24 protein-coding genes are annotated in these 26,163 nt (G+C 61.9%); 17 read left to right on the top strand and 7 right to left on the bottom strand.

Features of this window, described 5'->3' with window-relative positions:
• Nucleotides 1-8: 8 nt before the first annotated feature.
• From GR198_RS02610 to GR198_RS02600, 3 genes are read right to left on the bottom strand one after another with little or no spacing between them, the layout of a single operon-like run.
• Nucleotides 9-1,109, bottom strand: coding sequence for an ABC transporter ATP-binding protein (locus tag GR198_RS02610; RefSeq protein ID WP_029872086.1), 1,101 nt, complete (start codon nt 1,107-1,109; stop codon nt 9-11).
• Nucleotides 1,110-1,113: 4 nt separating this feature from the next.
• Nucleotides 1,114-2,052, bottom strand: a complete 939-nt coding sequence (locus tag GR198_RS02605) for a carbohydrate ABC transporter permease (protein ID WP_029872085.1) — start codon at nt 2,050-2,052, stop codon at nt 1,114-1,116.
• Nucleotides 2,049-2,945, bottom strand: a complete 897-nt coding sequence (locus tag GR198_RS02600; RefSeq protein ID WP_032983961.1) for a carbohydrate ABC transporter permease — start codon at nt 2,943-2,945, stop codon at nt 2,049-2,051. Before GR198_RS02600 ends, GR198_RS02605 begins: the two co-directional genes overlap by 4 nt.
• A gap of 180 nt (nt 2,946-3,125) precedes the next feature.
• Here GR198_RS02600 and GR198_RS02595 point away from each other — a divergent pair, with 180 nt between their 5' ends.
• From GR198_RS02595 to GR198_RS02560, 9 genes are all read left to right on the top strand, one after another.
• Nucleotides 3,126-3,938: an aldo/keto reductase gene (locus tag GR198_RS02595; protein WP_164067307.1), complete on the top strand. Its 813-nt coding sequence runs from the start codon at nt 3,126-3,128 to the stop codon at nt 3,936-3,938.
• Between the two features lie 129 nt (nt 3,939-4,067).
• Entirely contained in the window at nt 4,068-4,508 is a 441-nt protein-coding gene (locus GR198_RS02590) for a VOC family protein (protein WP_029872082.1), read from the top strand.
• Between the two features lie 153 nt (nt 4,509-4,661).
• On the top strand, nt 4,662-5,681 hold the full coding sequence (locus GR198_RS02585; RefSeq protein WP_017991970.1) for a LacI family DNA-binding transcriptional regulator: 1,020 nt from the start codon (nt 4,662-4,664) through the stop codon (nt 5,679-5,681).
• 25 nt (nt 5,682-5,706) lie between these two features.
• Nucleotides 5,707-6,465 carry a sugar phosphate isomerase/epimerase family protein gene (locus GR198_RS02580; RefSeq protein WP_029872081.1) on the top strand — a complete coding sequence of 253 codons (759 nt, stop codon included), beginning with the start codon at nt 5,707-5,709 and terminating at the stop codon, nt 6,463-6,465.
• 267 nt (nt 6,466-6,732) lie between these two features.
• Nucleotides 6,733-8,679 carry a BTAD domain-containing putative transcriptional regulator gene (locus GR198_RS02575; RefSeq protein ID WP_050573664.1) on the top strand — a complete coding sequence of 649 codons (1,947 nt, stop codon included), beginning with the start codon at nt 6,733-6,735 and terminating at the stop codon, nt 8,677-8,679.
• 105 nt (nt 8,680-8,784) lie between these two features.
• Nucleotides 8,785-8,928 carry a hypothetical protein gene (locus GR198_RS35260; RefSeq protein WP_171598191.1) on the top strand — a complete coding sequence of 48 codons (144 nt, stop codon included), beginning with the start codon at nt 8,785-8,787 and terminating at the stop codon, nt 8,926-8,928.
• A 13-nt stretch (nt 8,929-8,941) separates the two neighbouring features.
• Nucleotides 8,942-10,204, top strand: a complete 1,263-nt coding sequence (locus GR198_RS02570) for a YcaO-like family protein (protein WP_164067305.1) — start codon at nt 8,942-8,944, stop codon at nt 10,202-10,204.
• Nucleotides 10,201-10,944, top strand: a complete 744-nt coding sequence (locus tag GR198_RS02565; RefSeq protein ID WP_164047223.1) for a TfuA-like protein — start codon at nt 10,201-10,203, stop codon at nt 10,942-10,944. Before GR198_RS02570 ends, GR198_RS02565 begins: the two co-directional genes overlap by 4 nt.
• A gap of 66 nt (nt 10,945-11,010) precedes the next feature.
• Complete coding sequence (locus GR198_RS02560) at nt 11,011-11,277, top strand: hypothetical protein (RefSeq protein ID WP_003548229.1); 267 nt, start codon at nt 11,011-11,013, stop codon at nt 11,275-11,277.
• An 81-nt stretch (nt 11,278-11,358) separates the two neighbouring features.
• Here the strand turns inward: GR198_RS02560 and GR198_RS02555 are convergent, their stop codons facing one another.
• The 3 genes from GR198_RS02555 to GR198_RS02545 form a co-directional block, all read right to left on the bottom strand.
• Nucleotides 11,359-11,763, bottom strand: coding sequence for a helix-turn-helix domain-containing protein (locus tag GR198_RS02555; RefSeq protein WP_003548227.1), 405 nt, complete (start codon nt 11,761-11,763; stop codon nt 11,359-11,361).
• Between the two features lie 202 nt (nt 11,764-11,965).
• A complete protein-coding gene (locus GR198_RS02550; RefSeq protein ID WP_029872077.1) occupies nt 11,966-12,802 on the bottom strand; it encodes an amidohydrolase family protein in 837 nt (278 codons plus the stop codon).
• A 72-nt stretch (nt 12,803-12,874) separates the two neighbouring features.
• The gene (locus GR198_RS02545; RefSeq protein ID WP_029872076.1) at nt 12,875-13,660 is read right to left on the bottom strand and encodes an IclR family transcriptional regulator; all 786 of its coding nucleotides are present in this window, start codon (nt 13,658-13,660) and stop codon (nt 12,875-12,877) included.
• Nucleotides 13,661-14,114: 454 nt separating this feature from the next.
• On the opposite strand from GR198_RS02545, the gene GR198_RS02540 reads away from it, so the two are divergent.
• The 5 genes from GR198_RS02540 to GR198_RS02520 all read left to right on the top strand — a co-directional run bounded on the left by GR198_RS02540 (nt 14,115) and on the right by GR198_RS02520 (nt 20,951).
• Nucleotides 14,115-14,849 (top strand): SDR family oxidoreductase, encoded by a 735-nt coding sequence (locus GR198_RS02540; RefSeq protein ID WP_029872074.1) that lies wholly within the window; start codon nt 14,115-14,117, stop codon nt 14,847-14,849.
• Between the two features lie 94 nt (nt 14,850-14,943).
• Nucleotides 14,944-16,221: an L-fuconate dehydratase gene (locus tag GR198_RS02535; RefSeq protein ID WP_164067303.1), complete on the top strand. Its 1,278-nt coding sequence runs from the start codon at nt 14,944-14,946 to the stop codon at nt 16,219-16,221.
• Nucleotides 16,222-16,443: 222 nt separating this feature from the next.
• Nucleotides 16,444-19,023 carry a caspase family protein gene (locus GR198_RS02530; RefSeq protein WP_164067301.1) on the top strand — a complete coding sequence of 860 codons (2,580 nt, stop codon included), beginning with the start codon at nt 16,444-16,446 and terminating at the stop codon, nt 19,021-19,023.
• Between the two features lie 24 nt (nt 19,024-19,047).
• Nucleotides 19,048-19,674 carry a tail fiber domain-containing protein gene (locus tag GR198_RS35255; RefSeq protein ID WP_204336992.1) on the top strand — a complete coding sequence of 209 codons (627 nt, stop codon included), beginning with the start codon at nt 19,048-19,050 and terminating at the stop codon, nt 19,672-19,674.
• Between the two features lie 17 nt (nt 19,675-19,691).
• The gene (locus tag GR198_RS02520) at nt 19,692-20,951 is read left to right on the top strand and encodes a methyltransferase family protein (RefSeq protein WP_164067299.1); all 1,260 of its coding nucleotides are present in this window, start codon (nt 19,692-19,694) and stop codon (nt 20,949-20,951) included.
• A 12-nt stretch (nt 20,952-20,963) separates the two neighbouring features.
• Here GR198_RS02520 and GR198_RS02515 read toward each other — a convergent pair whose 3' ends face one another.
• Nucleotides 20,964-22,574, bottom strand: a complete 1,611-nt coding sequence (locus tag GR198_RS02515) for a hypothetical protein (protein WP_164067296.1) — start codon at nt 22,572-22,574, stop codon at nt 20,964-20,966.
• A gap of 160 nt (nt 22,575-22,734) precedes the next feature.
• Here GR198_RS02515 and GR198_RS02510 point away from each other — a divergent pair, with 160 nt between their 5' ends.
• The 3 genes from GR198_RS02510 to GR198_RS02500 all read left to right on the top strand — a co-directional run bounded on the left by GR198_RS02510 (nt 22,735) and on the right by GR198_RS02500 (nt 26,156).
• A complete protein-coding gene (locus GR198_RS02510) occupies nt 22,735-23,325 on the top strand; it encodes a hypothetical protein (RefSeq protein WP_130790653.1) in 591 nt (196 codons plus the stop codon).
• A gap of 292 nt (nt 23,326-23,617) precedes the next feature.
• Entirely contained in the window at nt 23,618-23,995 is a 378-nt protein-coding gene (locus GR198_RS02505) for a hypothetical protein (RefSeq protein WP_062944574.1), read from the top strand.
• A gap of 211 nt (nt 23,996-24,206) precedes the next feature.
• The gene (locus tag GR198_RS02500; RefSeq protein ID WP_164067293.1) at nt 24,207-26,156 is read left to right on the top strand and encodes a DUF4384 domain-containing protein; all 1,950 of its coding nucleotides are present in this window, start codon (nt 24,207-24,209) and stop codon (nt 26,154-26,156) included.
• Nucleotides 26,157-26,163: the final 7 nt, after the last annotated feature.

The raw sequence follows: 26,163 nt of genomic DNA, 5'->3' as shown, positions 1-26,163 counted from the left end.
TTGCTTATTCACATGCGGCGCCCGGTGCGGGCGTCGAAGACATTGGCCTTGCCGCGCGGAAAATCGGCGCGCAGGCTCTCGCCGGCGCTGAGGCCGGCGGCACGATCCGGATCGACGCGCAGCGCCAGCAATTGATCGCCGAAGCCGAGATAGGCGGTCGCGTCGGAGCCTGTGCGTTCGGCATGCCTGAGCGGCAATTCGAAGCTTGCCGCTGCATTGGTGACCGGCTGATCGGCGACGACGAAATGCTCGGGCCTGAGGCCGATGACGACCTCGGCACCGCTTTCCGGCCGCTGCGAAAACCGATAGTCGCCGAGATCGATGACATCGCCGGTATCGAAGCCCGCCTTGACGCAATGGCCATCCACCTTCAGCCGCGCCGGGCGGAGATTCATCGCCGGCGCGCCGATGAAGCCGGCAACGAAAAGATTGGCGGGTCTGCCGTAGATCTCGTCGGGCGTACCAAATTGCTGGATGACGCCGCCATCCATCACCGCGATCTTCGTTGCCATGGTCATCGCCTCGATCTGGTCGTGGGTGACATAGACGACGGTCGGTTTCAGCGTATCGTGCAGTTTCTTGATCTCCAGGCGCATCTCGGTGCGAAGCTTGGCGTCGAGATTGGACAGCGGCTCGTCGAAGAGGATGACGCCGGCCTGCTTGACGAGCGCCCGGCCGATGGCGACGCGCTGACGCTGGCCGCCGGAGAGCTGCCCGGGCTTGCGGGAAAGCAGCGGCTCGATCTGCAGGAGCCTTGCGGCGGCGGCGATGCGCTGCTCGACTTCGGCCCGCTCGAGGCGGCTCGCAGCAAGGCCGAATTTCAGGTTTCCGTAGACGGTCTTGGTCGGATAGAGCGCATAGGACTGGAAGACCATGGCGAGGCCGCGGTCCCTGGGGTCGAGATCGGTGACATCGCGCTCGCCGATCATGATGCGGCCGTCGGAAACTTCGAGCAGACCGGCAAGCAGATTGAGCAGCGTGGTCTTGCCGCAGCCGGAGGGGCCGAGCAGCACTAGGAAATCGCCATCCTCGACCGCGAGATTGAGATCGTCGAGGATCGTCACCGCGCCGAACGACTTGACGATATGTTCAAAGGAAACGCGCGGCATGAGGTCAACCCTTGATCGCGCCGGCGGTGATCCCCTGAACGAAGAACTTGCCGACGAGGAAATAGATGACGAGGGGCGGAATGGCGGTAAGCAGGGCGGCCGCCATGTTGTCGTTATAGGCGACGACGCCTGTGGACACGGTGATGAGATTGGCGAGGATGACGGTCATCGGCTGCGTTCCGAGCCCGCCGAAGGTGACGCCGATCAGATAGTCGTTCCAGATCGAGGTGATCTGCAGGATCAGCACGACGATCAGGATATTGCCCGACATCGGCAGGATGATCTCGATGAAGATCCGCCAGAAGGAGCCGGAATCGATGATCGCGGCACGCATGATCTCCTGCGGAATATCCTTGTAGTAATTGCGGAATATCAGCGTCAGCACCGGCATGGCGAGCACGGCGTGCACGACGGCAATGCCCCAGAGCGTGCCATAGATGCCGATCGACGCGGTGATGCGGATCAGCGGATACATGATGACCTGGAAGGGCACGAAGGCGCAGATGAAAAGCAGGAAGAGGAAGGCATTCGCCCAGCGCACATTCCAGAGCGCCAGCGCATAACCTGTGACGATCGACAGCGCGATCGACAGGACCAGCGACGGGAAGAGGATCAGCACCGAATTCCAGAAGCCGACCTTGAGGCCGTTGCAATTGATGCCGGAGCAGGCCTTGTTCCAGGCGTGGTCCCAGGCCTCGAGCGTCCAGACATGCGGCAGCGAGAAGATCGCGCCCTCGCGGATCTGGTCCATCGTCTTGAACGAGGTGACGACGACGACGTAGAGGGGCACGCAGAAGAACAGCGCGCACATCGTCAGAAACAGCAATATGACGATCGAGCGCCCGGGAATGCGTTTCTTCTTGCGGGGGAAGAAAGGCCGGCGCGGGCCGCGTGAAGCGTTCGTTGCATCTTCCAGCACTGCTGCTTGCGTCACCACGGTCATCGCGAACCCCCGTTCGCACGGCGCTGCTGCCAGGTGGTGATCAGCACCAGCGGCAGGAAGATCAGCGCGGTGATGACAAGCATGGTGATCGCGGCGGCCGAGGCATAGCCGATATTGCTCTTGGCCGAGAGCGCGTTGATGGTGAAATAGGCCGGAACCCAGGTGGAATTGCCAGGCCCGCCATTGGTCATCGCCACGATCACGTCATAGGCCTTGATGACGCCGAGCGAGAGCAGGATGGCGCAGGTGATGAAGGTGAACTTCATCATCGGGATGATGATCTCCAGATAGAGCCGCCAGAAGCTGACGCCGTCGAGGCGCGCGGCACTCCATATTTCGGTGTTGATCGATTTCAGGCCCGATAGCATCAGGGCCATGTAGAAGCCGGAGCTCTGCCAGATCGAGGCGAGAATGATCGCGTACATGGCGGTCTCAGGGCTCGCCAGCCAGTTGAAGCTGACCGAGGTGAAGCCGAGGCCATGCAGGAAATTCTGGAGCCCGAGCTGCGGATTGAAGATCCAGCGCCAGGCAGCGCCCGTGACGATCAGCGAGACGGCGAGCGGATAGAGGAAGACCGTCCGGAAGAAACTCTCGCCGCGCCGTTCGCGATCGATCATCGCCGCGAGGATGAAGCCGAAGACGATGGCAAAGGCGCTGCCGATGCCAAGGATGACCAGGTTGTGCAGCGAGATCGCCCAGCCGGCATCGTTGAAGAGCCGCTCATACTGGCGCGTCCACTCACTCCAATTGATCTCATATTCCGGGACGCGGCGGCTGCGCGTCAGCGACAGCCATGCCGTCCAGCCGATTGCGCCGATGAATGCGACGAAGGTGACGGCGACAGCCGGCGCGAGAGCCAGCTGGGGCATCATCCGGCTCCAGCGTAGTTGCATCTCTTCCTCCCAGACCCAACGCTCCCACATCGGACCAAACCTGAAGCAGGCTTGTATTATCGTTAAACTAAGATCAAAAATACCCATGCGTCAACAGACGATTTTTGCCTGCTATCGCTCGAAACTGGCGACAAGCTCGGCAGAACCGGCCTGAAGCGACCGGAATGAAAGGGAGATAACATGGAAAATCAGTATCTTATACCGAAACTGGGTTTCGGCACCTATGGCCGCAACGGCAAGGATGGCATAGGTGCCATCCTCTGCGCACTGGAGACGGGCTACCGGCATCTCGATACCGCGCAGACCTATGACACCGAATTCGAGACCGGCGAAGCACTGCGCCGGTCCCGCATTGCGCGGAGCGAGGTCTTCATGACGACGAAGATCTCGACCGACAATTTCGACGAAGGCAAGCTCATCCCTTCACTCGAAAAGAGCCTGGAGGCGATGCGCATCGACCAGGTCGATCTGACGTTGATCCACTGGCCGGCGCCCAACGGCGCCATTCCCCTGGAGGTCTATCTCTCGCAGATCGTCGAGGCACAGGAGAGGGGACTGACGCGGCTGATCGGCGTCTCCAACTTCACCATCGCACTGCTGCGACAGGCGGAAGCAATCGTCGGAAAGGGGCGGATCGTCAACAATCAGTTCGAACTCAACCCACTGATACAAAACAAGAAACTTGCGGATTACTGCCAGGGGAACGACATCCTCGTCACTTGCTATCTGCCGATAGCCCGCGGCACGCTTTCGGGTGATCCGGTGCTCGGCTCGATCGCCGACCATCACGCCGCCACGGTCGAGCAGGTGATCATCGCCTTCGAACTCGCCAAGGGCTATTGCGCCATTCCGACGTCGAGCCGGGCCGAACGCATCCGTTCGAATTTCGCCGCCGGCGAACTGCGGCTGAAACAAGATGAGATCGCCCTCATAGAGGCGCTCGACCGCAATCACCGCACCATCGATCCCGACTGGGGGCCGGATTGGGATTGAATCTGCCGGCGGTTGACAATTCCGCGCGGTGCGTACAATTGTGATCTTGTATTATCGTTAATTCAAAAAATGCTTCTGTTGCGAAACACCGTTGACGGCGGCGACCGACGCCGCCCCTGAGGAGGAAACATGCTTGGAATAACCGGCTACGGCCATGTCGCCATCAAGGTCAAGGACCTCGACGCCTCGCTCGAGTTCTACCGCGAACGCCTTGGTTTTCCCGAGATGCTGCGCCTGAAGAACGACGACGGCTCGACCTGGCTCGTCTATCTCCGCATCACCGACGACCACTATCTCGAAATTTTCCCTGGTGCCGAAAACGACCGGGCGCCCGGCTGGAACGCCAACGGCGTCAACCACATGTGCTTCACCATCGACGATCTGGATGCCACGGCGGAAAGGATCCAGGCGGCCGGCATCAAGCTCACCGCCGAGATCAAGCCGGGCCTCGACGGCAATCGCCAAGCCTGGATCGAGGATCCCGACGGCAACCGCATCGAGCTGATGGAAATGCATCCGGACTGCCTGCAGTACCAGGGCATCAAACGGCTGCATGCCGAAGGAAAATAATGGGGATCGAGGAAAGCCGTGGGGCGGAATCCCGCGGCTTTCGCTTCCGCTTTCCCCAGGAAGCTTCAGCTTTCCCCCGTGGAAACTTTCACTTTCCACGGGGGAAGGTTATGGAAGGAAGATTAAGCATCAGGACATATAGCCGCCCTCACGATGACCAGATCGAGCGTCCGCCTCAAAGACATTGCCGACAAGACCGGATTTTCCGTGAACACGGTCTCGCTGGCGCTTCGCGGCAGCCCGCGCATCCCAGAGGAAACGCGCCAGCTGATCCGCACCATCGCCGAGGCGCTGAATTACCTGCCGAACCACATCGCCCAGTCGCTGGTCAGTCGCGAGACGAAGACGATCGGCCTTATCCTCACCGACATCACCAATCCGACGCTGATGCGCACCGCGCAGGCGATCGAGCTGGAGCTCGCCGACAGGGGCTACGGTACGCTGTTTGCCACCTCCAACAACGATCCGGAGGAGGAGATCAGGGCGCTGGAGATGTTCCGCTCGCGCCAAGTGGACGGCATGCTCATCTATCCCCGCAGCCATCGCAAGCTCGATCACATTCGCAAGATCCGCCAGTCGAACTATCCGATCGTGCTGCTCGTCGGCGATCCGGATTCCGGCATTGACGCGGTCTGCGTCGATGAGAGGCGCGGCGCCTATAAGGCGACGCGGCATCTGATCGATACCGGCCATCGCAGGATCGGCATCATCGACAGCGCCAATCCGCTCGGCAATCTGGAAAAGAGCGAAGGTTACCTGCAGGCGCTTTCGGAAGCCGGCATCGTCTTCGAACCGGTGCTGACGGCCGACCCGCAGGGCCATTCGGTGATGAAGGGCTATTGGGCGATGGACCAGCTGATGAGCGCTGCCAACCGGCCGACCGGCGTCTTCGCCGCCAATGATTCCCTTGCGATCGGCGCCTTGCGCTGGTGCCAGAAGAACGGTGTGAACGTGCCCAGGGACGTCGCCATCATCGGCTTCGACAATATCGAATTCGCCGAGCATGCGGCAACACCGATTTCGAGCGTCAACTACGCCGTCGACATCGTCACCGAGCTTGCCGTCGAGCGGCTGATGCGGCTCGTCGCCGCCAAGGATGCGCTGCCCGACCCGCGTGTCACCATGATCGAGCCGGATCTCGTCATCCGGGAAAGCACCACCGGCCGAAGCTGAGGCCGACACGAATGGGAGCAGAGACTTGACCTATCCGATCTCCTACCAGCTTTACTCCTCGCGCAATTTTCCACCGCTCTTTGCCCAGTTTCCCGAGCTGAAGGCTTTCGGCTACGACGCGATCGAGCCCTGGCTTCCGGCTTATGAGGCCGATGCCAAGGCTTTCCGCACGGCGCTCGACGACGCCGGGCTGAAATGCCACTGCTTTCACATGCCGCTGAAAGGGCTGGTCGAGGAGCCGCAGCGCTTCATCGACATCGCGCTGACGATGGGCGCCACCATCATGATCCCGCCCTATGTAGCGCCGGAAGAGCGCGGCACGACGGCGTCTTATTGGAAGAACCTCGGCGCGCAATTGGCCGAAGGGGCAGAGCAGGCGGCAGAACACGGTCTGAAGGTTGCCTGGCACAATCACGATTTCGAATTCCTTGCGCTGGCCGACGGGTCGCGGCCGATCGACCATATCTTCGATGGTGGCGGCGACACTGTCCGGTTCGAGATCGATTGCGGCTGGATCACCCGCGCCGGCGCCGATCCGGCGGCCGAACTGAAGACGTTCGCCGACCGCATCATCGCCATCCAGATGAAGGACATGGCGCCGAAGGGCACCACGACGGAAGACGGTTGGGCTGCGACCGGCGACGGCATCATCGACTGGGAAGAATTCGTACCACTCTTCCGCGAAACAAAGGCCGAGCATATCGTCACCGAGCATGACAATCCGGCCGACTGGCGCCGCTTCGCCCGGCGTTCGATCGAGCACATCAAGGCGCTCGGCCTGTAGCGCGACCGCGACTTGGTTGGGAATTGCGGGTGACAAGGACCGTCGACAGCTTAATAACCTGCCCCCACGGAACGCAAAACGTCAGCCATCCAAAATATCGGCTAAGCATCTTCTCGGCGAGCGACACGCGAAAATGCAAATATTCGCTGAAATTTCTTCTTTTTATAGCAAAGCCGCTATGCGCGGCGGCTTTATAGCTTTAACATGATTTCTTGACCGCCGGTGCGCTTGTGCGCCTTGGCTTTCAGGGGTGATAACCGAGATGCGATGGACATCCGGCAGATGCTGACGAACAGGCTGTGCCTGCTCGGAAGACCGCGATTGCTGGCGGCGGGGAAGGAACTCCCCTTGCCGGAGAAGTCTTATTTTCTCCTCGCCATGCTCGCCGCCGAACCCAATTTCGAACTCGACCGCGAAACCGTCAGGCGGCAGCTCTGGCAATCAGAGCTGCCGGAAAAGCGGGCGGGCAGCCTGCGCCAGCTGCTGGCGCGCATCGAACAGAGCGTTCCCGGCGGCCTTCCACCACTGCTTGCCGCGACCCGAACCCATATCGGCCTTGCCGATGGCTGGGAGGTCGACGTTCATATCCTGAAACAGAAAGGGCCGCTCGCACCCGACGACGGCGACTTGCTGAACGGCGAATTGCTCGAAGGCGTCAAATCGCCGACGCAGGGCGCCGAGGACTGGCTGACCTTTGAGCGCCAGCGGGTCGACGAGTTGCGCTCCGCCCATCTTGCCCGGCTGGTCGAGACATCGGAAGACAGATCGGATGAAGATCAGGTCACGCTTGCCAGGCGCCTGCTGGAACTCGACCCTGCCAGCGAGACGGCCTATCGCGCCTTGATGCGCACCTATGTCAGGATGAACGATCCGGCAGCGGCGCGTCAGGCCTATCTGAAGTGCAAGAGCCAGCTGAAGGACGACTTCGACACCGAGCCGGACGACAGCACCACCGCTCTTGCCCGCGAACTTAACCTGGTGCCGGCAGCACAGGCGACGTCGGGACATCCTCAGTCGGCGCCTAACCTTTCCGTTGGTCCGCTTGGTCAGCCGCGTATCATCATCCTGCCGCCGGAAAGCATCTTCACCGATCCGCTGATGGAGCGCGTCGGCAGGGCCCTTCTCGAAGACGTCACCATCGGCCTCAGCCAGCAGCGCGGCTTCAAGGTGATCGCGGCGCATACGAGCCTGGAGATCCTCAGCCGTTCGATCGATCCGTCGCGTGCCGTGCCTGGTCCGCTCGACCTCAGCTTCGACTATGCGGTCTACGTCACCATCCAGGGCCGCGACGAGGATGTCTATGCGACCTGCCGGCTGACGCGGACGACGACATCGGAGGTGATCTGGGCCATCGAGCTGCCGCTGGTCATGCAGAAGATCAGCGAATCCTTCGCGCATTTGACGCGACGGATCGTCTCCTCGCTTGCCGACACGATCGAGCGTCACGAACTGGCGATGCCGATCGGCGACGTGCCGCCGTCCGCCTACCGTCTCTACCTGGAAGGCAAGCGGCTGATCGCCCAGACCGACCTGCAGCATCTGCGCCAGGCGCGCAAATGGTTCAAATCCTCGCTCAATCGTTATGAACATTTCTCCGCCGCCCATGCCGGCATGTCACGCGCGCTCGGCATGGAATGGCTGATCCGCGGCATGCGGGACAAGGAACTTCTCGACGAGGCGAACGGTGCTGCCCGGCAGGCACAGCAGTCCGACCCGAACAGCGGTCGGGCCTATCGCGAGCTCGGCTTCGTGGCGCTTTATCGGCGCCGCTTCGACGAAAGCCTGGAATATTTCCAGCAGGCCCAGGATCTCAATCCCAACGATGCCGACATCCTCGCCGACTATGCCGACGCGCTTTCTCATGATGGCGATTTCGATCGAGCTCTGGAGCTCAGCCGCGCTGCCTTCAAACTCAATCCGCTGCCGCCTGACTATTATTACTGGAACCTCGGCGGCATCCACTTCATGCGCGAAGAATATGAAATGGCGATCGAGGCGCTGGAACCGGTGAAGGCGAAGCAGGCAACGGCCCGTCTGCTCGCCGCCTCGCATGCCATGGCAGGCGATAGGGGCAAGGCTGGGAATTACGCCAGGATAGTGTTGGAAAACTTCCCCGATTTTCGCAGTGAGGACATCCGTCATTTCGTCCCAGATCGCGATCCCGCCTATACGGAACCGCTGATACAGGGCCTGCAACTTGCCGGACTTCCCTGATGCACCGCCTTTTAATGAAGCCTGTAACGCTTAAATGACGCAGGCAATGTTTCCCTCCGAAGGTTAACGGCAGCAAGGCGCTGCCTAACCAATCGGAGATGAAACATGAAGACGAATGCTGACACCACCGCAGCTCAGACACAGTCACTGCGCTTCTCTGCAGCCGCCAAGGCAGCCATGAAGCAGGACGAGCTCACCGTTTCCGCCAATGCGCTCGAGAGCCTGACACATGCGCTGAGGTTCCGCTAAGGAACAAATCGGTATGTCTGCTTTCACCGACCTTGAAGCGCTTGCCGGTGACCTCAAACGATCATCGGCCGGCGTCAGCGACTATCATGACCGCGCCGTCACGCCGGCTCAGACATTGGCAGCCATCAGGCCGCATCTGCGCGAATTCGGCATTACGCGCGTCGGTCTGCTGACCGCACTCGACGTTGTAAACATCCCCGTCGCCTTCGCAACGAGGCCGAACAGCCATACGCTGTCGGTCTTTCAGGGCAAGGGTATCGACAACGATGCCGCCATGGCCTCGGCGGCGATGGAGGCGGTCGAGACGCGGATCGCCGAAATTACCCCCACCGACCTGACGCAGGCGACGGTCGAGAGCATGCGGGCGGAGCGTGCCGCGATGATCGATCTCGACAATGTCGCACGCTGCGCGCCCGACGAGATCGGCAACAGTCCTATTCCCTGGTGCACGGGGTTCGACATCCTTTCCGGCAGCAGCGTCTTCGTGCCCTGGTGGCTCGTCGGGCTCGACCATCGCGGCGAGAGGCCGCCGGGCTTCGAGCAGTCGAGCGATGGGCTTGCCTCCGGCAACACGCCGTCCGAAGCGGTCCTGCATGGGCTTTGCGAGCTGGTGGAGCGCGACGCCTGGGCCTTGACCCAGCTGAAATCGCCCGAGCGCCTGAAGGAGAGCCGCATCGACCCCGCCTCCTTCGGCGATGCGGTCATCGACGTCATGACTGACCGGATTACCCGCGCTGGCATGAAACTGCTGTTGCTCGATATGACGACGGATATCGGCGTCCCCGCTTTTCTGGCCGTCATCATGCCAGGCAACCTTTCCGACCGTGTCGACGCGCGCTGGTCGCATGTCTGCGGTGGCTGCGGCTGCCATCCCGATCCCGTGCGCGCCGCGCTGCGCGCCATCACCGAAGCGGCGCAGAGCCGGCTGACCGCGATTGCCGGCAGCCGCGACGATTTTTCGCCGCGCATCTACCAGCGGCTCGACAGGAGTGCGGCGATGCAGCAGGTGGTCGAACTCTGCGAGGACAGCGGCCGGATGCGCTCGTTCCAGGCCCGCGATCGCCGCCCGGCGACGATCCAGGACACCATCGGCCATATTGCCGACCGGCTGGCGGCGACCGGCATCGAGCAGATCGTCGTCGTGCCGTTTCCGCACCCGGCCCTGCCGGTTTCCGTCGTCAGGGTGGTCGTGCCGGGACTGGAGGTCGATATCTCAGGCCGATATATCCAGCTCGGCCTGCGCGCCGTCAACACTATGAGAGGTGCCGAATCATGAAGGTGTTGTTCGTCGGCCCGAGCCTTGGCAGCGATCTTGCCGCGGCAAGGGCCATGTCTCCTGGCATCAATTTCCGGCCGCCGGCCGCCGCCGGCGACATCCTGAAGGCCGTTCAGGACGGCGCCACCGCGATCGGCCTCGTCGACGGCTATTTCGGCGATCTGCCTTCGGTCTGGCACAAGGAAATACTTTACGCACTCGAACACGACGTCGCCGTTGCCGGCGGCGCCAGCATGGGCGCGCTGCGGGCAGCCGAATGCGCGCCCTTCGGCATGGTCGGGCTCGGCTCCATCTTCGAAGATTATGAGTCCGGGCGGCTGCTCGACGACGAGGCCGTCGCGCTGGTACATGCGCCGCAGGAGCTCGGCTGGCTACCGCTTTCCGTACCCTGGGTCGATTTCGAGCCGACCATCGATGCGCTTTACGCCGACGGCGAAATCTCGTCCGGCGAGCGCAAGAAGCTGCTGCTGGCCGGCCGTTTCCTGCATTTCTCCGAGCGCACCTATGCCAAGGTGGCCGACGAGTGCCATTTCCGCAAGCCGCGCCGCGACCACATCCTCGCCGCCATCCGGGGGAACCGTGTCGAGCGCAAGCGCGGCGACGCGTTACTGGTGCTGGAATGGCTGCGCCGGGACAAATTCCGCCCAATCAACCGTGACTGGCGCTTTGCCGCGACCTCGCACTGGGAGCTCCTGCACGCTGAAGTCACGCGCAATGCGGTTCCTGTAACGCTTGAATAACGGTCGCGGCGGAAGATGCAGTAATGATGGAATCGTAGGGTTCCACGACCAAAGAGGGCGGGAACGATGTTTGAACAACACCACGAAGGTACCGGCAGCGAATACGCAAGGATCTTCCGGCTGCTGTCGGCAGCCAAGGAGGAGGCTGAAAAGCTTCAGCTGCGTAATCTGATGCACCTGACGAACATGGCGCTGCTGCAGGTCGTCATCGATTGGGACGGCATAGATCCCGACAGGGAGCTTGACGTCAATCTCGAGAAGCTGGTCGGCAGCAAAGCCAAGATCGCAATGAAGGATGCCAGCGAGAATCTGATCTTGATCGATCGCCATTGAGCCCGATCGATTGCTATTGATCTCGATCAACCGCCATTGATCCTCATGCGGTCCGTTCGGAGCGCGTGAAGGACAACCGGTCTATTCGGCGGCTTCGGTATCCAACTGTCCGGTGGTGGCAATCGCCTGGACGAGCTTCAGGATCTTCTTGCGAAGCGCTTCGTTCTTGATCGAAAAGAACGCCGCATTGAGAAGCACGCCTTCGCGCGAAATAACGAATTCCTCGCTGGGAGCGGCGTTGTCGTTGGCCGTATCAGGGGTCGACAGATCGTCGAAAAACGTCCTGACATCGACCTTGAGCGCGCCGGCGATTTCGACCAGCATGCTGGCGGAAACGCGGTTGGAACCCTTTTCGTATTTCTGGATCTGCTGGAACGTTACGCCCACACGATCGCCCAGTTCCGTCTGAGAAACTTTCCTCAATAGACGCTGGATGCGGATCGTCTTTCCGACGTGAACATCGACGGAATGCGGTTCTTCTTTCATCTCATTTCCCTTCTGAAGGCAGCGGACAAGGGGTTATTCGCCATATCCGTGTCAACAACTTTTAGCCGAGATAAATAAGGCTAGCAATTGCTTGCATGTAGATAGAGTTAAACCCGAAAATTGGGCACTTTTTGTCCTGGAATGGTACAAAAAACATGCCGAAATGGCACGTCCAGGAGACCGGTCGCTTTATTTTGTGACGTCAGAGCGACCAGAGGCGCTGTGCGTTAGCGAAAAGCAACTTCGAACGCTCCGCCTCGCTCACGCCGGAAAGCATCGCATGGGTCGCCGCGACCCAGGTAGAGAGGCCGCCGCCGAGCGTGCAGACCGGCCAGTCGCTGCCCCAGACGACGCGGTCCCAGCCGAAACTTGCGGTCACATGTTCGATATAGGGCTGCAGCGTTTGCGCCGTCCATGTCTTCGCATCGGCATAGGCGATAACGCCGGAAATCTTGCAGACGACGTTCGGCCGCCGGGCGATCTCCGATATGCCGGCCCTCCACGGCTCAAAGGCATCCGAGCGGATATCCGGCACGCCGCAATGGTCGAGCACGAACTGCACGTCGGGCACAAGATCGACGAGGGCGGTCACACGGCTCGCCTGATGCGGCAAGGTGCAAAGGTCAAAGGTCAGGCCGCTGCCGCCGATGCGCCTGATGTTTTCGCGGAACAGGGCGCCTTCGGAGACATCATCGGGCACGACATGCAGCACGCGGCGGAACCCCTTGACGAAGGGATCGGCCTTTTGCCGCTCGAGATAGGCGGCAAAGCCTTGCTCTTCCGGTCGGCAGGAGACGATGGCGCCGGCAATCAGACTGCCTTCCTTTTTGGCGATGCTGGCGACGTGGTTGGTCTCGGCCTGCATCGCGGCGGGATCGACATCGACCTCCATATGCAGCACCGTGGTGATGCCGCAGCGCCGGGCCTCGGTCGCATAGGCCTCGTAGAGGAAATCATGATCGAGATCGGGCGCTTGGGAGAGCCAGGGATAGGGCAGCGCCGACCGATCGATGATATGCAGATGGGTGTCGATGAACACGCTCTTCCTCCCAGAATGGTGTCGTGAAACTATCCCTGGTGAATGGATTGTTCAAATAGAAATTCTTTGGCCTCAGGCAGGGGTGACGACATCGGCGCCGGCAAGCAGCGAAAGCTGGGCGGCGGTCTTTTGCACCAGTGTGATCGCCTGCGTAATGTCGGGAGCGGACGGCGCATTGACGAGCGCGATGAAGGGGCAGGTGAGGGCGGCGATGCAGCGGCGATCCGGCCCGAGAACGGGAGCCGAAAGATTGTAGACGCCGGATGTCTGGGCGCTCGCCATCATCTCGTAGCCGCGCTCGCGGATCTGGTCGAGACGATCGTAGAATTCAGGCCCGAGTTCGACGTCCGCGCGACTGCGCACATGTTCCGATATCATCATCTCCCGCTCCTCCTCGCTGCGGAAGGCGAGCAGCACGTGCCCAGACCCGGTGTCGAAGAGGCTGATATGGGCGCCGATGCGGATCGAAAATCCCCAATAGTCCGGCGCCTCCTGCTGGGCGATGACGACGGCAGCACCGCGATCGAAGACGGCAAGATGATTGGCCTGGCGCGTGCGCTGGGCAAGATCGCGCATCAGCGGCGTGGCGTAAGAGGCGAGCCGGCGCACCGGTGCGTGGAGCTGCGCAAGGCCGAAGAGCTTCAGCGTCAGCGAGTAGCGGTCGCCATCCAGCCGGGTGACGTAACCACGGCGCACTAAGCGATCGAGCATGCGGTAGAATTCGTTGGGGCTGCGGTCGAGCCGCTTGGCGATTTCGGCCTGGGTGAGACCGCTGTCAACGCCGGCGAGCAGCTCCAGGATATCGAGGCCCTTGTCGAGGGCAGGAGCGCGGTAGCGGTCGGACTCGTCGGTCTCCATTCCTTCCCCCTGTGAATATCATTCTGCATATACGCAGAACCGCAGCCGGAAAAGGAAAACTTCGCACTTGACCCTTGGCCAATCGTCTGTTTGTCTATAAACAGACAAATCACCACTGAAGAGCATGCCGGGAGACAGGGAGGAAGACCATGCAGCGCGTGGGAACGGTCATCGGCCCTGGAGCCGGCGAAGGTCGTCGAAGTCAAGCCTCTGCATGCAGTCGATCGGCAGGATCCGGCGCTGGTCTGCCTTTGCAACAGTGGCAACTCCTCCAGTTAAGACAGAGAGCCGCGCGCATCTTGCCAGAACCCGGTCGAAACGCGCAAAGAGGGCGAATGGCGGACGATGATGGACGAGGCGCTCCATCGCGACCGAGCTTCGCCAAGACATCAACCGCACTCCATCGTCCAGCGTAGACATTCCAGAAAAGGCCCGTGATATGACAACCCCCGATGTGACAAGCAGACTTTCCGGCAAGACCGTTCTCATCACCGCCGCCGGCCAGGGCATCGGCCGGGCGACGGCGGCAGCCTTTGCCGCAATCGGCGCCAAGGTCCACGCGACTGATATCAACACTGAGGCGCTGGCGACGCTTGCCGCCGAAACTGGCGTTTCCACCCATAAGCTGAACGTGCTCGAAGAGGATGCGGTCAAGGCTCTGGTCGCCGAGATCGGCGCCGTCGACGTACTGTTCAACTGCGCCGGTTTCGTCCATGCCGGCTCGATCCTCGAGATGAAGGATTCCGATCTCGAATTCGCCTTCGACCTCAACGTCAAGGCGATGATCCGCACCATCCGCGCCGTGCTGCCGGGCATGATCGAGCGCAAGGACGGAGCGATCGTCAACATGGCCTCCGTCGCCTCCAGCATCAAGGGCGTGCCGAACCGCTTCGCCTATGGCGTCACCAAGGCGGCGGTGATCGGGCTCACCAAGGCCGTCGCTGCCGATTATGTCGGTCAGGGCATCCGCTGCAACGCCATCTGCCCCGGCACGGTGGAAAGCCCGTCGCTGCAGGACCGCATGCGCGCGCAGGGCGATTACGACGCGGCGCGCGCCGCCTTTATCGCCCGCCAGCCGATGGGCCGGCTCGGCTCGCCGGAAGAGATCGCCGATCTCGCCGTCTATCTTGCCGGCGCGACCTACACATCGGGCCAGGCGATCGCCATCGACGGCGGCTGGACGATCTGATTTCGGCGGATCGGCCGGCCCGGCAGACTTGCCGGCCGGCCCGGCCGCTGCAATCGGCTCTTTATAATCGGCCCATATAATCGGGAGAAACACCATGACCCGCATCACCGACCTTCGTGTCTTCGATCTCCGCTTCCCCACGTCGCAAAGCCTGGACGGATCCGATGCGATGAATCCCGATCCGGACTATTCGGCGGCCTACGTCATTCTCGATACGGATGCGCCAGATCTTGCCGGCCACGGCCTGACCTTTACCATCGGCCGCGGCAATGACATTTGCTGCATGGCGATCGAGGCGATGCGCCACCTCGTCGTCGGCGCTGACCTCACAGAAGTTCTCGCCCATCCCGGCGCCTTCTGGCGGCATCTGACCAGCGATAGCCAGCTGCGCTGGATCGGCCCGGAAAAGGGCGCCATTCACCTGGCGACCGGCGCGGTCGTCAATGCCGTCTGGGACCTGCTCGCCAAACAGGCCGGCAAGCCTGTCTGGCGGCTCGTCGCCGAGATGTCGCCGGAAGAGATCGCCGATATCGTCGACTACCGTTATCTCACCGACGTGCTGACGCGCGAGGAGGCAGTCGAGATCCTGAAGCGCGCCGAGGCGGGCAAGGCGGAGCGCATCGCCATCCTCGAAAAACAGGGTTACGCCTGCTACACGACCTCGGCCGGCTGGCTCGGCTACGGCGACGAAAAGCTGCGCCGCCTTTGCCAGGAGGCGATCGATGCCGGCTTCAACCATATCAAGATGAAGGTCGGCCGTGACCTGGAAGACGATATCCGCCGCCTCAGGATCGCCCGCGAGGTCATCGGCCCCGACCGCTACCTGATGATTGATGCCAACCAGGTCTGGGACGTCGGCCAGGCGATCGACTGGGTCAAGGCGCTCTCCTTCGCCAAGCCCTTCTTCATCGAGGAGCCGACCAGCCCTGACGATGTCGCCGGCCACCGCAAGATCCGCCAGGCGATCGGCCCGGTGAAGGTCGCGACCGGCGAGATGTGCCAGAACCGCATCATGTTCAAGCAGTTTATCGCCGAGGGCGCGATCGACATCGTGCAAATCGATTCCTGCCGCATGGGCGGGCTGAACGAGGTCCTCTCCGTGCTGCTGATTGCCGCCAAGTTCGACCTGCCGGTCTGGCCGCATGCCGGCGGCGTCGGCCTCTGCGAATATGTGCAGCATCTGTCGATGATCGACTACATCGCGGTGTCGGGCACCAAGGAAGGTCGCGTCATCGAATATGTCGATCATCTGCACGAACACTTCCTCGACCCCTGCCTGATCGAGAACGCCGCCTACATGCCGCCCACCCTGCCGGGCTTCTCCATCGAGATGAAACCGGCCTCGATCAGCAACTATACGTTTCGAGGCTGAGGAAACTTCGCCGGCCGCATGTTGAATTCCTGATTTCGACAGTCTTTCCTGCTGCCGATGGGCTTCCAATCTGACAGGACTGCTCCAATTCACTTGGAGGCGGCGAAGCTTGCTTTTTAGAGCGCCAAGGAATAGTTTTGAATTGTGAATGCGGAGGGGGCCAGCACCAGCGGGCCAGCAAATTTTATTGAACATAGACAATAGAATGTTTGCGATCGAGCCATGCCCAAGTTTCACTGCGTCAAGAGACTGTGCGCTTATCTGCTGACCGTTGCAGCAATACTGCTATCGATCGGTAACGCGCATGCCGCCATCACCGAGGAGAGCGGGCGCCGCGTCGCCCTCGTCATCGGCAACTCGGTCTACAAGACGCTGCCCTCGCTTCCCAATCCTGCCAATGATGTCGAAGAGGTCGCGACCACGTTGCGCGCGGCCGGTTTCGATGTGACGATCGGCGTCAATGTCGACCGCATCGGGCTCGAAGATACGGTGCGCCGCTTCCTGCGTTCGACCAGCAATGCCGAGGCCGGCCTCATCTACTATTCGGGCCACGGTATCCAGGTGGGCGGCCAGAATTTCATCGTGCCGGTCGATGCGACGCTGGAGACGCCCTATGACGTCGAGACGCAGACTATGCCGCTCGACCTCATCCTGAACCATCTCAAGCAGAATTCGCGGGTGCAGTTGATCTTCCTCGACGCCTGCCGCAACAATCCCTTCAATGCCCAGAAATTCTGGATGGCGGAAAAACTGGAACCGGTCGGCGCCACACGCGGACTTGCACGCATCGATAGCGATCTCGGCAGCCTGATCGCCTTTTCGACCGAACCCGGCCAGGTGGCGCTCGATGGCACCGGCGCGCTCAGCCCCTATTCCGAATCCTTCATCAAGCGGGCGAGCGAACCCAACAAGGAAATCCGCCAGGTTCTGACCGATGTGCGCCGCGACGTGATCGCCATGACCGGCGGCAAGCAGGTTCCCTGGGAAAATTCCTCGCTGATGGACAGCTTCTATTTCATTCCGGCGCCGCCGCCGCCGAGCGTCGAATCGATGCAGCAAGTGAGCGTGCCGGAGGGTGCGGCCACGACCAGATTGCCGATCGCCCCACCGCATGACGAGACCGGCTCGGCGCTGCTCGTCACCCTCAACCAGCTTCCCAAGACCGGCAAGCTCAGCTTCGACGGCAAGCCGGTCGAGCAGGGCGCAAAGATGCCAGCCGCGGCGCTGACGGCGCTGACTTATGATTCATCAGGTGTTGCCGCCGGAACCGTCGGCCTGATCGGCTATACCGTGAGCGACCCTTATGGCCAGGCAACGCAAGGTGTCGTCGCGATCACCGTCTCGGCGGATGCCGGCGCCAAGCTCGCCCAGCTCGAACAGGAAAAGCAGGTGCGGTTGACCGATGCCGACGCCTATCTGAAGACACTGCCACGCGACGTCGACACGACGATCGGCGTCGGCCCTGTAGAAGCCAGCCTGCCGGTCGTGCCGGCATCGGCCGCGGAGATGACCTTCAAGGTCGCGGCCCTGCCCGACAAGGGCACGCTGCGCGCCGGAGACCGGGTGATCGGCCTCGGCCATGTGCTTGAAGCTGCCGATATCCCGGCGCTTTCCTACGAGCCGCAGATCGGCACCGAAAGCCAGCCTTTCGCCCTGACGCTGCAGGCCGCCAACGACGACTTGCCGCCGGCGACCGTCACCTTCAAGCCGACGCTCGACGCCTGCGATACATCAGCCGCAGCCCCGCTCGACCTGCAGGGCGTGACAGCAGGCAAGCTGCCGAACGAGATCGACCCCGATGAAGCACTGCCGGCCTGCACGGAGGCGATAAAGGCCTATCCCGAGGTGTCGCGCTTCGTGTATCAGCTCGGCCGTGCCCAGCTTGCCAACCGCGACGCCAAGACGGCGTTTGCGACGATCAACAAGGCGATGGATGCCGGGCATGTCCGGGCCATCTATGAACTGTCGAGCCTTTACGAATTCGGCGCCTCCGTCCCGCGCGACGCAGCCAAGGCAAGCCAGATCGCCAAGGGTGGTGCGGCCAAGGGCGATCCCTTCGCCCTGCATAGCTACGGCAAGGCCCTCTACTACGGCCGCGGCACTAAGGCCGATCAGCAGTTGGGGTTGCGCCTGATGCTGCAGGCCGCCGATCTCGGCCATACTTATGCGATGAACGAACTCGGCTATATCTTCCTGAACGGCGTCAACGTTCCGGCCGATCCCGAGCGCGCTATCCGCTTCTATGAGGCCGGCGTCCAGCGCAACGACATCTATTCGCTGAACAATCTTGCACTCGTCTACCGTTTTGGAAAAGGCGCTCCGGAGGACCTCCCGAAAGCGCTCGACCTTTTCACGCGGGCGGCAGAGGGCGGTCAGCCCTATGCCCCGACAAACCTCGGGCGCATGTACCGCGACGGCGTCGGCGTTGCCGCGGACAAGGCGGAAGCGGTGAAGTGGCTGGAGATGGGCGCGGAACGCGGCGACTATTGGGGTGCACTCGACCGCGCCATTCTGGCGAAGGAAGAGGGTGCGGACGCTGACAGCCTTGCCATCGCGTCTCGTTATTTCGCGCTGGCGACTGCCATCAACATGCCGGGCAGCGGCGATCCGAAGAACCAGGCGCTGGCGGAACTCAAGAGGATGCCTGGCGCTGCGAAGAAAAAAGCGGAGGCCGCCTTTGCCGCCGAGCTGACCGCTCAGGAAAAAAAGGCAATTCCGAAGACCAAGTCGCTCGATGACAGGCTCGTCAAGCTCGCCAAAGCGACATGGGTAAAGCGAAATCCGAGGTACGATCTCTTCTGAAACGGCGGTCCGGGGGCGCCCTACATGAACAGCAAGCTCATCATCCGTGTCCTATTGTGCTCGACATTCATCGCAGGCTCAGGCGCAATACTACAAAGTTGCATCTTCGACCCAGGCGCCAGGACGCTGTTTGCCAGCGAAGAGCCCGTGGCCAGGAGCGCCACGCCTACCAGGAGAACCACGCCCACCGTTAGAAAAGTGGCCGCAACGAGCAGTCAACCGGCTTTCTCCCGCTCGGAGAACAGTTCCAGTGGGAATTCCGGCGGCGGCATGGGCGGCGGCTCTGGCTCTAGCGGTTCTTCTGGTTCGAGCAGTTCATCGAGTTCCAGCGGAGGCTGGTCCGATCGTCGTCTGAAGATCGATATTCGTCGGCTCGGCACCTCGGCTGAGGGCATACCGGTCTATGCCTTCCGCTACATCTGGGGCGGCCCGCTGTTCGTCGGCACGATGGCGCAGGATCTATTGGCGATCAGGCCTGAGGCAGTCATCGAAACCGCATCGGGTTACTACATGGTCGATTATGACAAGCTCGATATTGCGATGATCTCGCTGCCGGAGGACGCGTCTCTGCTTACGGCTGAAGCCGCGATGGCGCTTGCGACTCGGGCGGCACGGATACGCTCTCGGGGCTCCGTCCAGCCGTCAATGTGATCGAAAAGGCCGAGCGCGTGCCGATACCGCAGGACAGGGATACCGTAACCGGGAGCCCTCTCGTCAGCCAGGCTGCGACCCTTGCCGGAGTTCTTATCGGCATCGCGCTCTCGACCTATCTGCAGCTTGAGCCCGGCAAGGCAATGGCGCTTGCCGTGTTCTGCCTTCTCCTGACGTGGATCGCCGTCGACGGCACATGCGTTGCTCGTTCGACCTGGGCATCGCGAAAGGGACGAGACGAGGCTCCCGCCATCTTCTGGCGTCGCATCGGAACGAAGCTTGTGGGCCTCGCCGCGCTGCTTGGCGTGGTCGTCATCGCCTGTTCGGTCTTTCCGTTTTTTACGCAGTCGTCGGCGGTCCGATGGATCATCGAGGCAGGGCACACCACTATTCCCATTTCCATCGCACTTGCCGGCGCCACCATTTTCTACGTCGCGGTCACCGATCTGGTCGCGGAGGAGCCCGACGATTATCTCAATCAGGTCGGGCGCGCGGTGTTGATGCAGGACTTTCGCGAGGAAGACGTGCTGTTTGCATTGCGCCTGCTCGCAATCAAGTGCTTCTTTCTCGTCCTGATGTTCTCGGGCGGCATGGCGGCTCTTTCCGATCTTGCCGAGAAGCCGGCCTGGGCGTTTCCGCCGCTCTCGGCGGCCTGGTTCGGAGGCCTGTTGCAGCTTGCCTTTCTTGTCGACATCGTGCTTGCCGCCGGCGGCTATGTCGCGACTTTCAAGCTTTTCGGATGGCATGTCAGGGCAACGGAGACGACGGCACTCGGCTGGCTCGTCTGCCTCATCTGTTATGAGCCGTTCTTCCCTGCGATCTCGCATGCCTTCGTGCCCTATGGCGAGGGGCCGGGCTGGGAGACCGTGATCCGGGAAGGGTCGGCCGTCTTCATCCTCTGGAGCGTCGCGACGCTGTTCTGCACCGTCATCTATGTCTGGGCGACCGTCGCTTTCGGGCCGCGATTCTCAAACCTCACGCATCGCGGCATCATCACATCCGGCCCCTATCGCTTCATCAAGCATCCGGCCTATGTCTCGAAGAACATCGCCTGGTGGCTGGTCGCGATCCCAGGCTTTCTCGCCAGCGGCCTTGCGGAAGGACTTGCCCGAGCCGGCATGCTGGCAATCGTCAGTCTTATCTACCTGCTGCGCGCGCGAGCGGAGGAACGCATGCTGAGCCGGGATCCCGCCTATCGGGACTATGCCGAGCGCGTCGCGGCGCATGGGCTTCTGGCGATGGCGAAGCGGCGGCTGACATCAAGACCGGCGGCGTGAGGTTGCGACCGTTCAGCCGTCGAGCCCCTTGAAGCGCACCGGCTGGTAGCCGCGCATCAACAGGCTGCCGAGCGAATAGGTATTGCGGCAGACACGGCCCTTGCAGGCATTCGGCGAGGCCTCCATCACCTCCACCTTCTTGTCGGCCGTGAAGCGCATGAACAACAGCACATGCGAGCCCGGCTTGTTCAACGCGTCGCCCGGCCGCATCGACCAGGGGTCGGAGAGGCGCTTGGTGATCCCGGGGATGGCGCGCGTCGAAACGTGCATCTTCAGGCCCCAGGCGTCGCTGACGAAACCGGAGCAGTCGACGCCGAGGATGCTGGATTGCGGCGCGCTCTTGGTGCAGACGTTGCCGGCGGTCTGGCCCTTTTCCACGCCGCCGATGAAATTCTCGAGCGGCGTCTTGCAGCCCCAGCAGTAGGGAACACCCTTGACCGTCTGACCGCGCTTGCCGATCAGGTAGATCGGACGGCGGAGCCGGTTCATGTTGACGCAGCCCGGTCCGGGATCCTTGCCATAGGCGGTTGATGTCACCATCCAGTTCAGCGTCTCGAAGCCGATTGCCCGCTCGATGACGTCGCTGCGCGATTTCGGCACGATCGCCACTTTCGGCGTCTTGCCGGGCTTGCCGGCAGTCGGCTGCTTGGTGGGCCTGATAACGGCAAGCTTGCGACCGGGCTCCCTGCCGTCGAGCCGCAGCACCTGCGCCCGGCTTTCCTGCGAGCGAAGATAGAGCACGTCGCCGCGCGGGCCGATCGCCACGAACCGTCTGGAGAATACCGTGCCCGGTTCGATCGGCAGGTCGTAGACCCGGTCCATCGCCCCGTTCGGCGTGAAGCGCACCACCAGCATGCCGGTGCGCTCGGGCCGGTCGGCGGGCACGAGCTCGACCAGCGCATAGGGTCTGCCTGTGGTGTCGATGTCGAGAAGTTCGACGGTGCCGATCCGCCCTTCCGAAGCGAGCTGCAGCGAAAGGAAATTCTCCTCCGAGCTGCTGCGCCGCAGCAAGATCTCCGCCTTGTCGTTTGCGGCAGCCGAGACCTCGGCGACGATATCGCCGAGCCCGCGGCTCGGCACGTATTGAATGACCGGCGGGCGGGCCTCGGGCCGGCTGGTGCTGCGGCCGATCTCGTCGATGATGCTGTTCAGCGAACCCGGCGAGACCGAGCCCATCGAGGCGAAGACCGAGCGGGTGTAGTCGTCGGCATCGCCGCCACCGTCGACGGCCCGCAGCGTCTGCGATCGGCCGTCGGCATCGGTTGAGCGCTCGAGCGGCACGACGCCGTCGGACCAAAGGTAGAGTTCGTTGTGAACGACGGCGAGGTCCTCCGGCGTGGCATTTTCCGGCAGCGGCAGGATCTCAGGCTCGGCCTGCGAGCGTTCGGCGTCGACGGCGAGCACGCGGCCGTTGTTCTGGTCGAGGATGTAGATGGTGCCGTCGTCGCCAACGGTGATCGCCGCCGGCCCGGATGCCTCCGCTTCCTCGTTGGAAGAAATGATGCCGACCGAACGCGCGCCGTCGCCGCCGCGAAGCTCGATGATCGTCGTATCTTTGGCGAAAACCGGCGAGGCGACCGCGAGCGCCGCGGCAAACAAAATATGCGACCCAAAACTACGCATTGCCTCGACCCCCGGCGTCATACTCTGTGACCGTCAAGTCTTTAAAATGGTAGGCTAGATATGACTTCTCAGCAAGCCGTTGCTTTCCAAACGATTTGGAGATCTGCGCCGGCGATAGTACAAGATCATCGTCTCGAAGATTTGTCGGCAGGAAATGCTTATGCTGGAATGGAACGGTGACGAACTGGCGCTCGACATAAGCTTGCTGGAGCAGGTTCGCGCGGCGAGAATAGGTTTCTCAGACCGCGTCTGCGCCGCCTCGGCCAGCAAGGACGACAAGCATCTGGCGCAGTTGCGCTCGGAGCCGACCTATCTGATGGCTGAGTTCCTCTATTCGATGAAGGTCTTCGGCATCAACACCGCCGAGGATATCGAACGCTTTGCCGATCTGCACAATGATTACGTCGTTTCGCTCACCCGCGATTCGGCCAAGCTGCAGCGTCTGGGGCTCTCGCAGGATCGTGCGCTCGCCTCGATGTTCACCGCCGACACCAAGCCGCGGCTGATCCAGAACTGGGCTGATAAATCAGGCGCGATCGACCAGTCCAATCTCGCCCGTTTCCTTGTCGCGGTAATGTCGAGCGAGACATGCCGCAAGACGTTGATCGATTTCGAGACGGCGGGCTTCATGCAGCGCAAGCGCTCGCCCTACGGCACCATGGTCGTCTGGTCGACCGGAATGATCGAGGAGATCTTCGGCGAGATGCTGCGCGATCTGCGCCTTAGCCTGCAGCAATTGAAGATCCTCTGATGCATGTCGCCCGGAAGTGTGCAGCGGGGGTCAACGACGTGCATAAAACAAAGAGCGAAAGCGCCGCTGCCAGCCGATTTCAACCCTCCCAATCGATTGGCACCGAGCGCCGTTGCCTTCCTTCCGGCCTCTCCCTATTCTCGGGACGCTTATGCATGTCGCCCGGAAGGGTGCAGCAGTTCCGGGGCAACGACATGCATAAAAACAAAGAGCGAAAGCACGTCGCATGAATCAAGTTTAATGCGACGTGCTTTTGTCACGCAGTGGCGCCAATAAGACGGATGTGACGACGATGACGAAATCCTGGCTCATAACCTTGTCGATCGGCCTGCTGCTGGCGCTGCAGACCCCGCGGCTTGCCTATTCCGGCCCGACTGAGGACGCGCTCGCGGCGCGAAACCCCTCGCTGGCAGCGCTGCGCCAGCATGACGAGAAGGCCTTTGCTGCGGCGACTGCGATCATCGCCGAACACGAACGCGCCAAGGGGCTGGCGCCCGGCGAGGCGAAGCTGCCCGATGCGACCTCACCCGGCCGCGACATGGGCTCAGGCCCCGGCAAGGAATTCACGGTCGACAATCCCGATATTCTCTGGCTCTACAATTCCTCGCCCGAGGGAATGAGCGACCTGATCTCGATTTTGAAATCAGCCGGGCAGAAACCCAAGAACTAACCGCCTCCTCGCAGTCGAACGGGACTATAAAAGGCGCCGGATATTGCCGAGCGTGAGTCTTGCTCACGTCTTTGGCTTGGCGGATTCTTCCCGGCTCCAAATAATTTGTAACCCTCCCTCAAGCAAGACAGGCGAAACCATCCCAATTTCGCCAGTCAGTGCTATTCTCATCTTCAACACAGTATGAGATGTTCGAAGAGGAGGTTTTTCAATGCCGAACCGCAAAGCCATCCTGGCTGCAGCCACCTTTCTTTCGTTCTTTTCGGTGGTTCCCGCCGTCGAGGCGCAGAACGAACGCACGTTGACCGAAGCGCCGGCGCAGACCGGGCCTGTCACCATCACCTTCGATCGCGCTGAAGCCAAATACGCCATCGGCGAAGTTGTCGGCCTCTTCATCCAGTCGACCGAGAACGCCTATGTCACGGTGCTGAACGTCTCGCCGAATGGGGCAGTCGTGAAGCTTTTCCCGAACAAGTACCAGACCGATGCCCTTGTCGGCGCCGGCAAGCGCGTGCAGGTGCCGGATCCGGCAAGCGGCGCCAAGCTGCAGGTTTCAGGCCCCGTCGGCCAGGAGCAGATCAAAGTCTTCTATTCCTCCAAGCCGCTGACCATCTTCGCCGATCTCGGCGGCAGCGGCGGCGGCATGTTCCGCTCGATCGACGGCGGCATGGATGCCGTTTCCCGCAGCCTTGAAGAAGCCCGCAGCCTCGGCACCAAGATCAGCAGCAAGACGCTGATGCTGACGACGGTCGATAGTCCGGCTGCCCTCCCGCCCGTCGCAGCCGCCCCTGCAGCGAAACCGGTCGAGCAGGCCGCAAAGCCGCCCGTTGCGCCGAAACCTGCGGCCGCTCCGAAGCCGAAGCCTGTAACGAAACAGGAAGTCGCCAAGAAGCCGGAAACAGTGGTGGATAAACCCAAGCCGGCTGCCCCGAAAAAGGTGGCGCCGAAGCCCGTCGAGCAGGCAACCCAGCAGCCGCCGAAGAAATACAAGATCGTCACCAACCTGGCGCCCGGCCAGGAGCTTGCCGCCGACGAACTGGAGCTGATCGGTCCGGCCGACACCACCTCATCCACCCGGCCGACCCAATATAAGCAGCCCACGCAGTATAAGCAGCCGAGCCAGTCTTCGCAGACGAAGATGCCGAAACTGCCGATGCCGCAGATCAAGATGCCACAGTTCAAGCTTCCCGGCGGTTTCAGCATCAAGATGCCGCAGCTAAACCTCGGCCGTTCGGCCGAACCCGCCCAGGCTGGCGAGGAGATCGAGGTAGCGAACGCCGATACGCCTGTTTGCACCGCCCTTCTCGACAAGCTGAACACCGCCGTCGCCGCCAAGGATATCGGTGCTGCCGCGGCTGAGGCCGATGCAATCGCCGTCAGCGCCGATTGCGGCCAGTTCCAGGTGAATGCCCAGCGCCGCGTCGCGGCCCTCAGGCTTTCCGCAGCCCAGGAGATGATGGCCGCCAACCAGCCGGTCGCCGATTACGAGCCGCTGCTTGTCGCCGCCGACAGCCCGCAGGTGCTCTGGCAGGCCTCCGCCACGCTCGGCGAGATCTATTTCTCCGCACGCCGCTTCGCCGATGCCGCTGCCGATTACCAGCAGGCGATCGAGATCATCAAGAACGAGACGCGCACGCCGAAGGCACCGCCCGCCGAGACGATTTCCGATCTCATCCAGCGCGCCGCCCAGGCACGGATCCTTGCCGCCAACCCGACGAGCGACAATCCTGAAGGCAGCTTCGTGCCGGCCGAGAAGGACCACCGCAGCGGCGTGCTCGGCGGCATCTATTCCGAGAATGTGCGCGGCATCGTGCCGGTCTCCATTCCGGTTCCGATCACTTTCGACTTCAACAAGTCGAGCTTCACCTCGATCGGCACCGAGGCCGCCCAGGAGTTGCTGGAGGCGCTGAAGGAGCAGAAGCCCGGTCGCATCATCCTCGTCGGCCATACCGACCGGCGCGGCGGTGACGACTATAATCAGAAGCTGTCCGAACGCCGTGCCCAGGCCGTCGCCGACTTCCTGAAGAGCCACGGACTCGACGCGACAATCGACGCCGAAGGCCGCGGAGCATCCGAACCGGTCGACGTCACCGCGACCGCAAACCTCACCGAAGACGATGTCGATGCGCTGAACCGCCGCGTCGAATGGCGCCGAGAATAGGCCGGGC

This window comes from Rhizobium leguminosarum (assembly GCF_010668065.1).
GTDB classification, from domain to species: Bacteria; Pseudomonadota; Alphaproteobacteria; order Rhizobiales; family Rhizobiaceae; genus Rhizobium; species Rhizobium leguminosarum_S.
Note: the sequence above shows the minus strand (reverse complement) of the source record. Positions and strands in the feature narration are given on the sequence as shown.

Coding starts and splice junctions, on each gene's coding strand:
- GR198_RS02570 (WP_164067305.1), top strand. CDS start 8,942: ATGTCTGCTTTCACCGACCTTGAAGCGCTTGCCGGTGACCTCAAACGA.
- GR198_RS02610 (WP_029872086.1), bottom strand. CDS start 1,109: ATGCCGCGCGTTTCCTTTGAACATATCGTCAAGTCGTTCGGCGCGGTG.
- GR198_RS02505 (WP_062944574.1), top strand. CDS start 23,618: ATGACGAAATCCTGGCTCATAACCTTGTCGATCGGCCTGCTGCTGGCG.
- GR198_RS02515 (WP_164067296.1), bottom strand. CDS start 22,574: ATGCGTAGTTTTGGGTCGCATATTTTGTTTGCCGCGGCGCTCGCGGTC.
- GR198_RS02585 (WP_017991970.1), top strand. CDS start 4,662: ATGACCAGATCGAGCGTCCGCCTCAAAGACATTGCCGACAAGACCGGA.
- GR198_RS02535 (WP_164067303.1), top strand. CDS start 14,944: ATGACCCGCATCACCGACCTTCGTGTCTTCGATCTCCGCTTCCCCACG.
- GR198_RS35260 (WP_171598191.1), top strand. CDS start 8,785: ATGAAGACGAATGCTGACACCACCGCAGCTCAGACACAGTCACTGCGC.
- GR198_RS02555 (WP_003548227.1), bottom strand. CDS start 11,763: ATGAAAGAAGAACCGCATTCCGTCGATGTTCACGTCGGAAAGACGATC.
- GR198_RS02500 (WP_164067293.1), top strand. CDS start 24,207: ATGCCGAACCGCAAAGCCATCCTGGCTGCAGCCACCTTTCTTTCGTTC.
- GR198_RS02565 (WP_164047223.1), top strand. CDS start 10,201: ATGAAGGTGTTGTTCGTCGGCCCGAGCCTTGGCAGCGATCTTGCCGCG.
- GR198_RS02530 (WP_164067301.1), top strand. CDS start 16,444: ATGCCCAAGTTTCACTGCGTCAAGAGACTGTGCGCTTATCTGCTGACC.
- GR198_RS02575 (WP_050573664.1), top strand. CDS start 6,733: ATGGACATCCGGCAGATGCTGACGAACAGGCTGTGCCTGCTCGGAAGA.
- GR198_RS02590 (WP_029872082.1), top strand. CDS start 4,068: ATGCTTGGAATAACCGGCTACGGCCATGTCGCCATCAAGGTCAAGGAC.
- GR198_RS02595 (WP_164067307.1), top strand. CDS start 3,126: ATGGAAAATCAGTATCTTATACCGAAACTGGGTTTCGGCACCTATGGC.
- GR198_RS02560 (WP_003548229.1), top strand. CDS start 11,011: ATGTTTGAACAACACCACGAAGGTACCGGCAGCGAATACGCAAGGATC.
- GR198_RS35255 (WP_204336992.1), top strand. CDS start 19,048: ATGAACAGCAAGCTCATCATCCGTGTCCTATTGTGCTCGACATTCATC.
- GR198_RS02605 (WP_029872085.1), bottom strand. CDS start 2,052: ATGACCGTGGTGACGCAAGCAGCAGTGCTGGAAGATGCAACGAACGCT.
- GR198_RS02600 (WP_032983961.1), bottom strand. CDS start 2,945: ATGCAACTACGCTGGAGCCGGATGATGCCCCAGCTGGCTCTCGCGCCG.
- GR198_RS02545 (WP_029872076.1), bottom strand. CDS start 13,660: ATGGAGACCGACGAGTCCGACCGCTACCGCGCTCCTGCCCTCGACAAG.
- GR198_RS02510 (WP_130790653.1), top strand. CDS start 22,735: ATGCTGGAATGGAACGGTGACGAACTGGCGCTCGACATAAGCTTGCTG.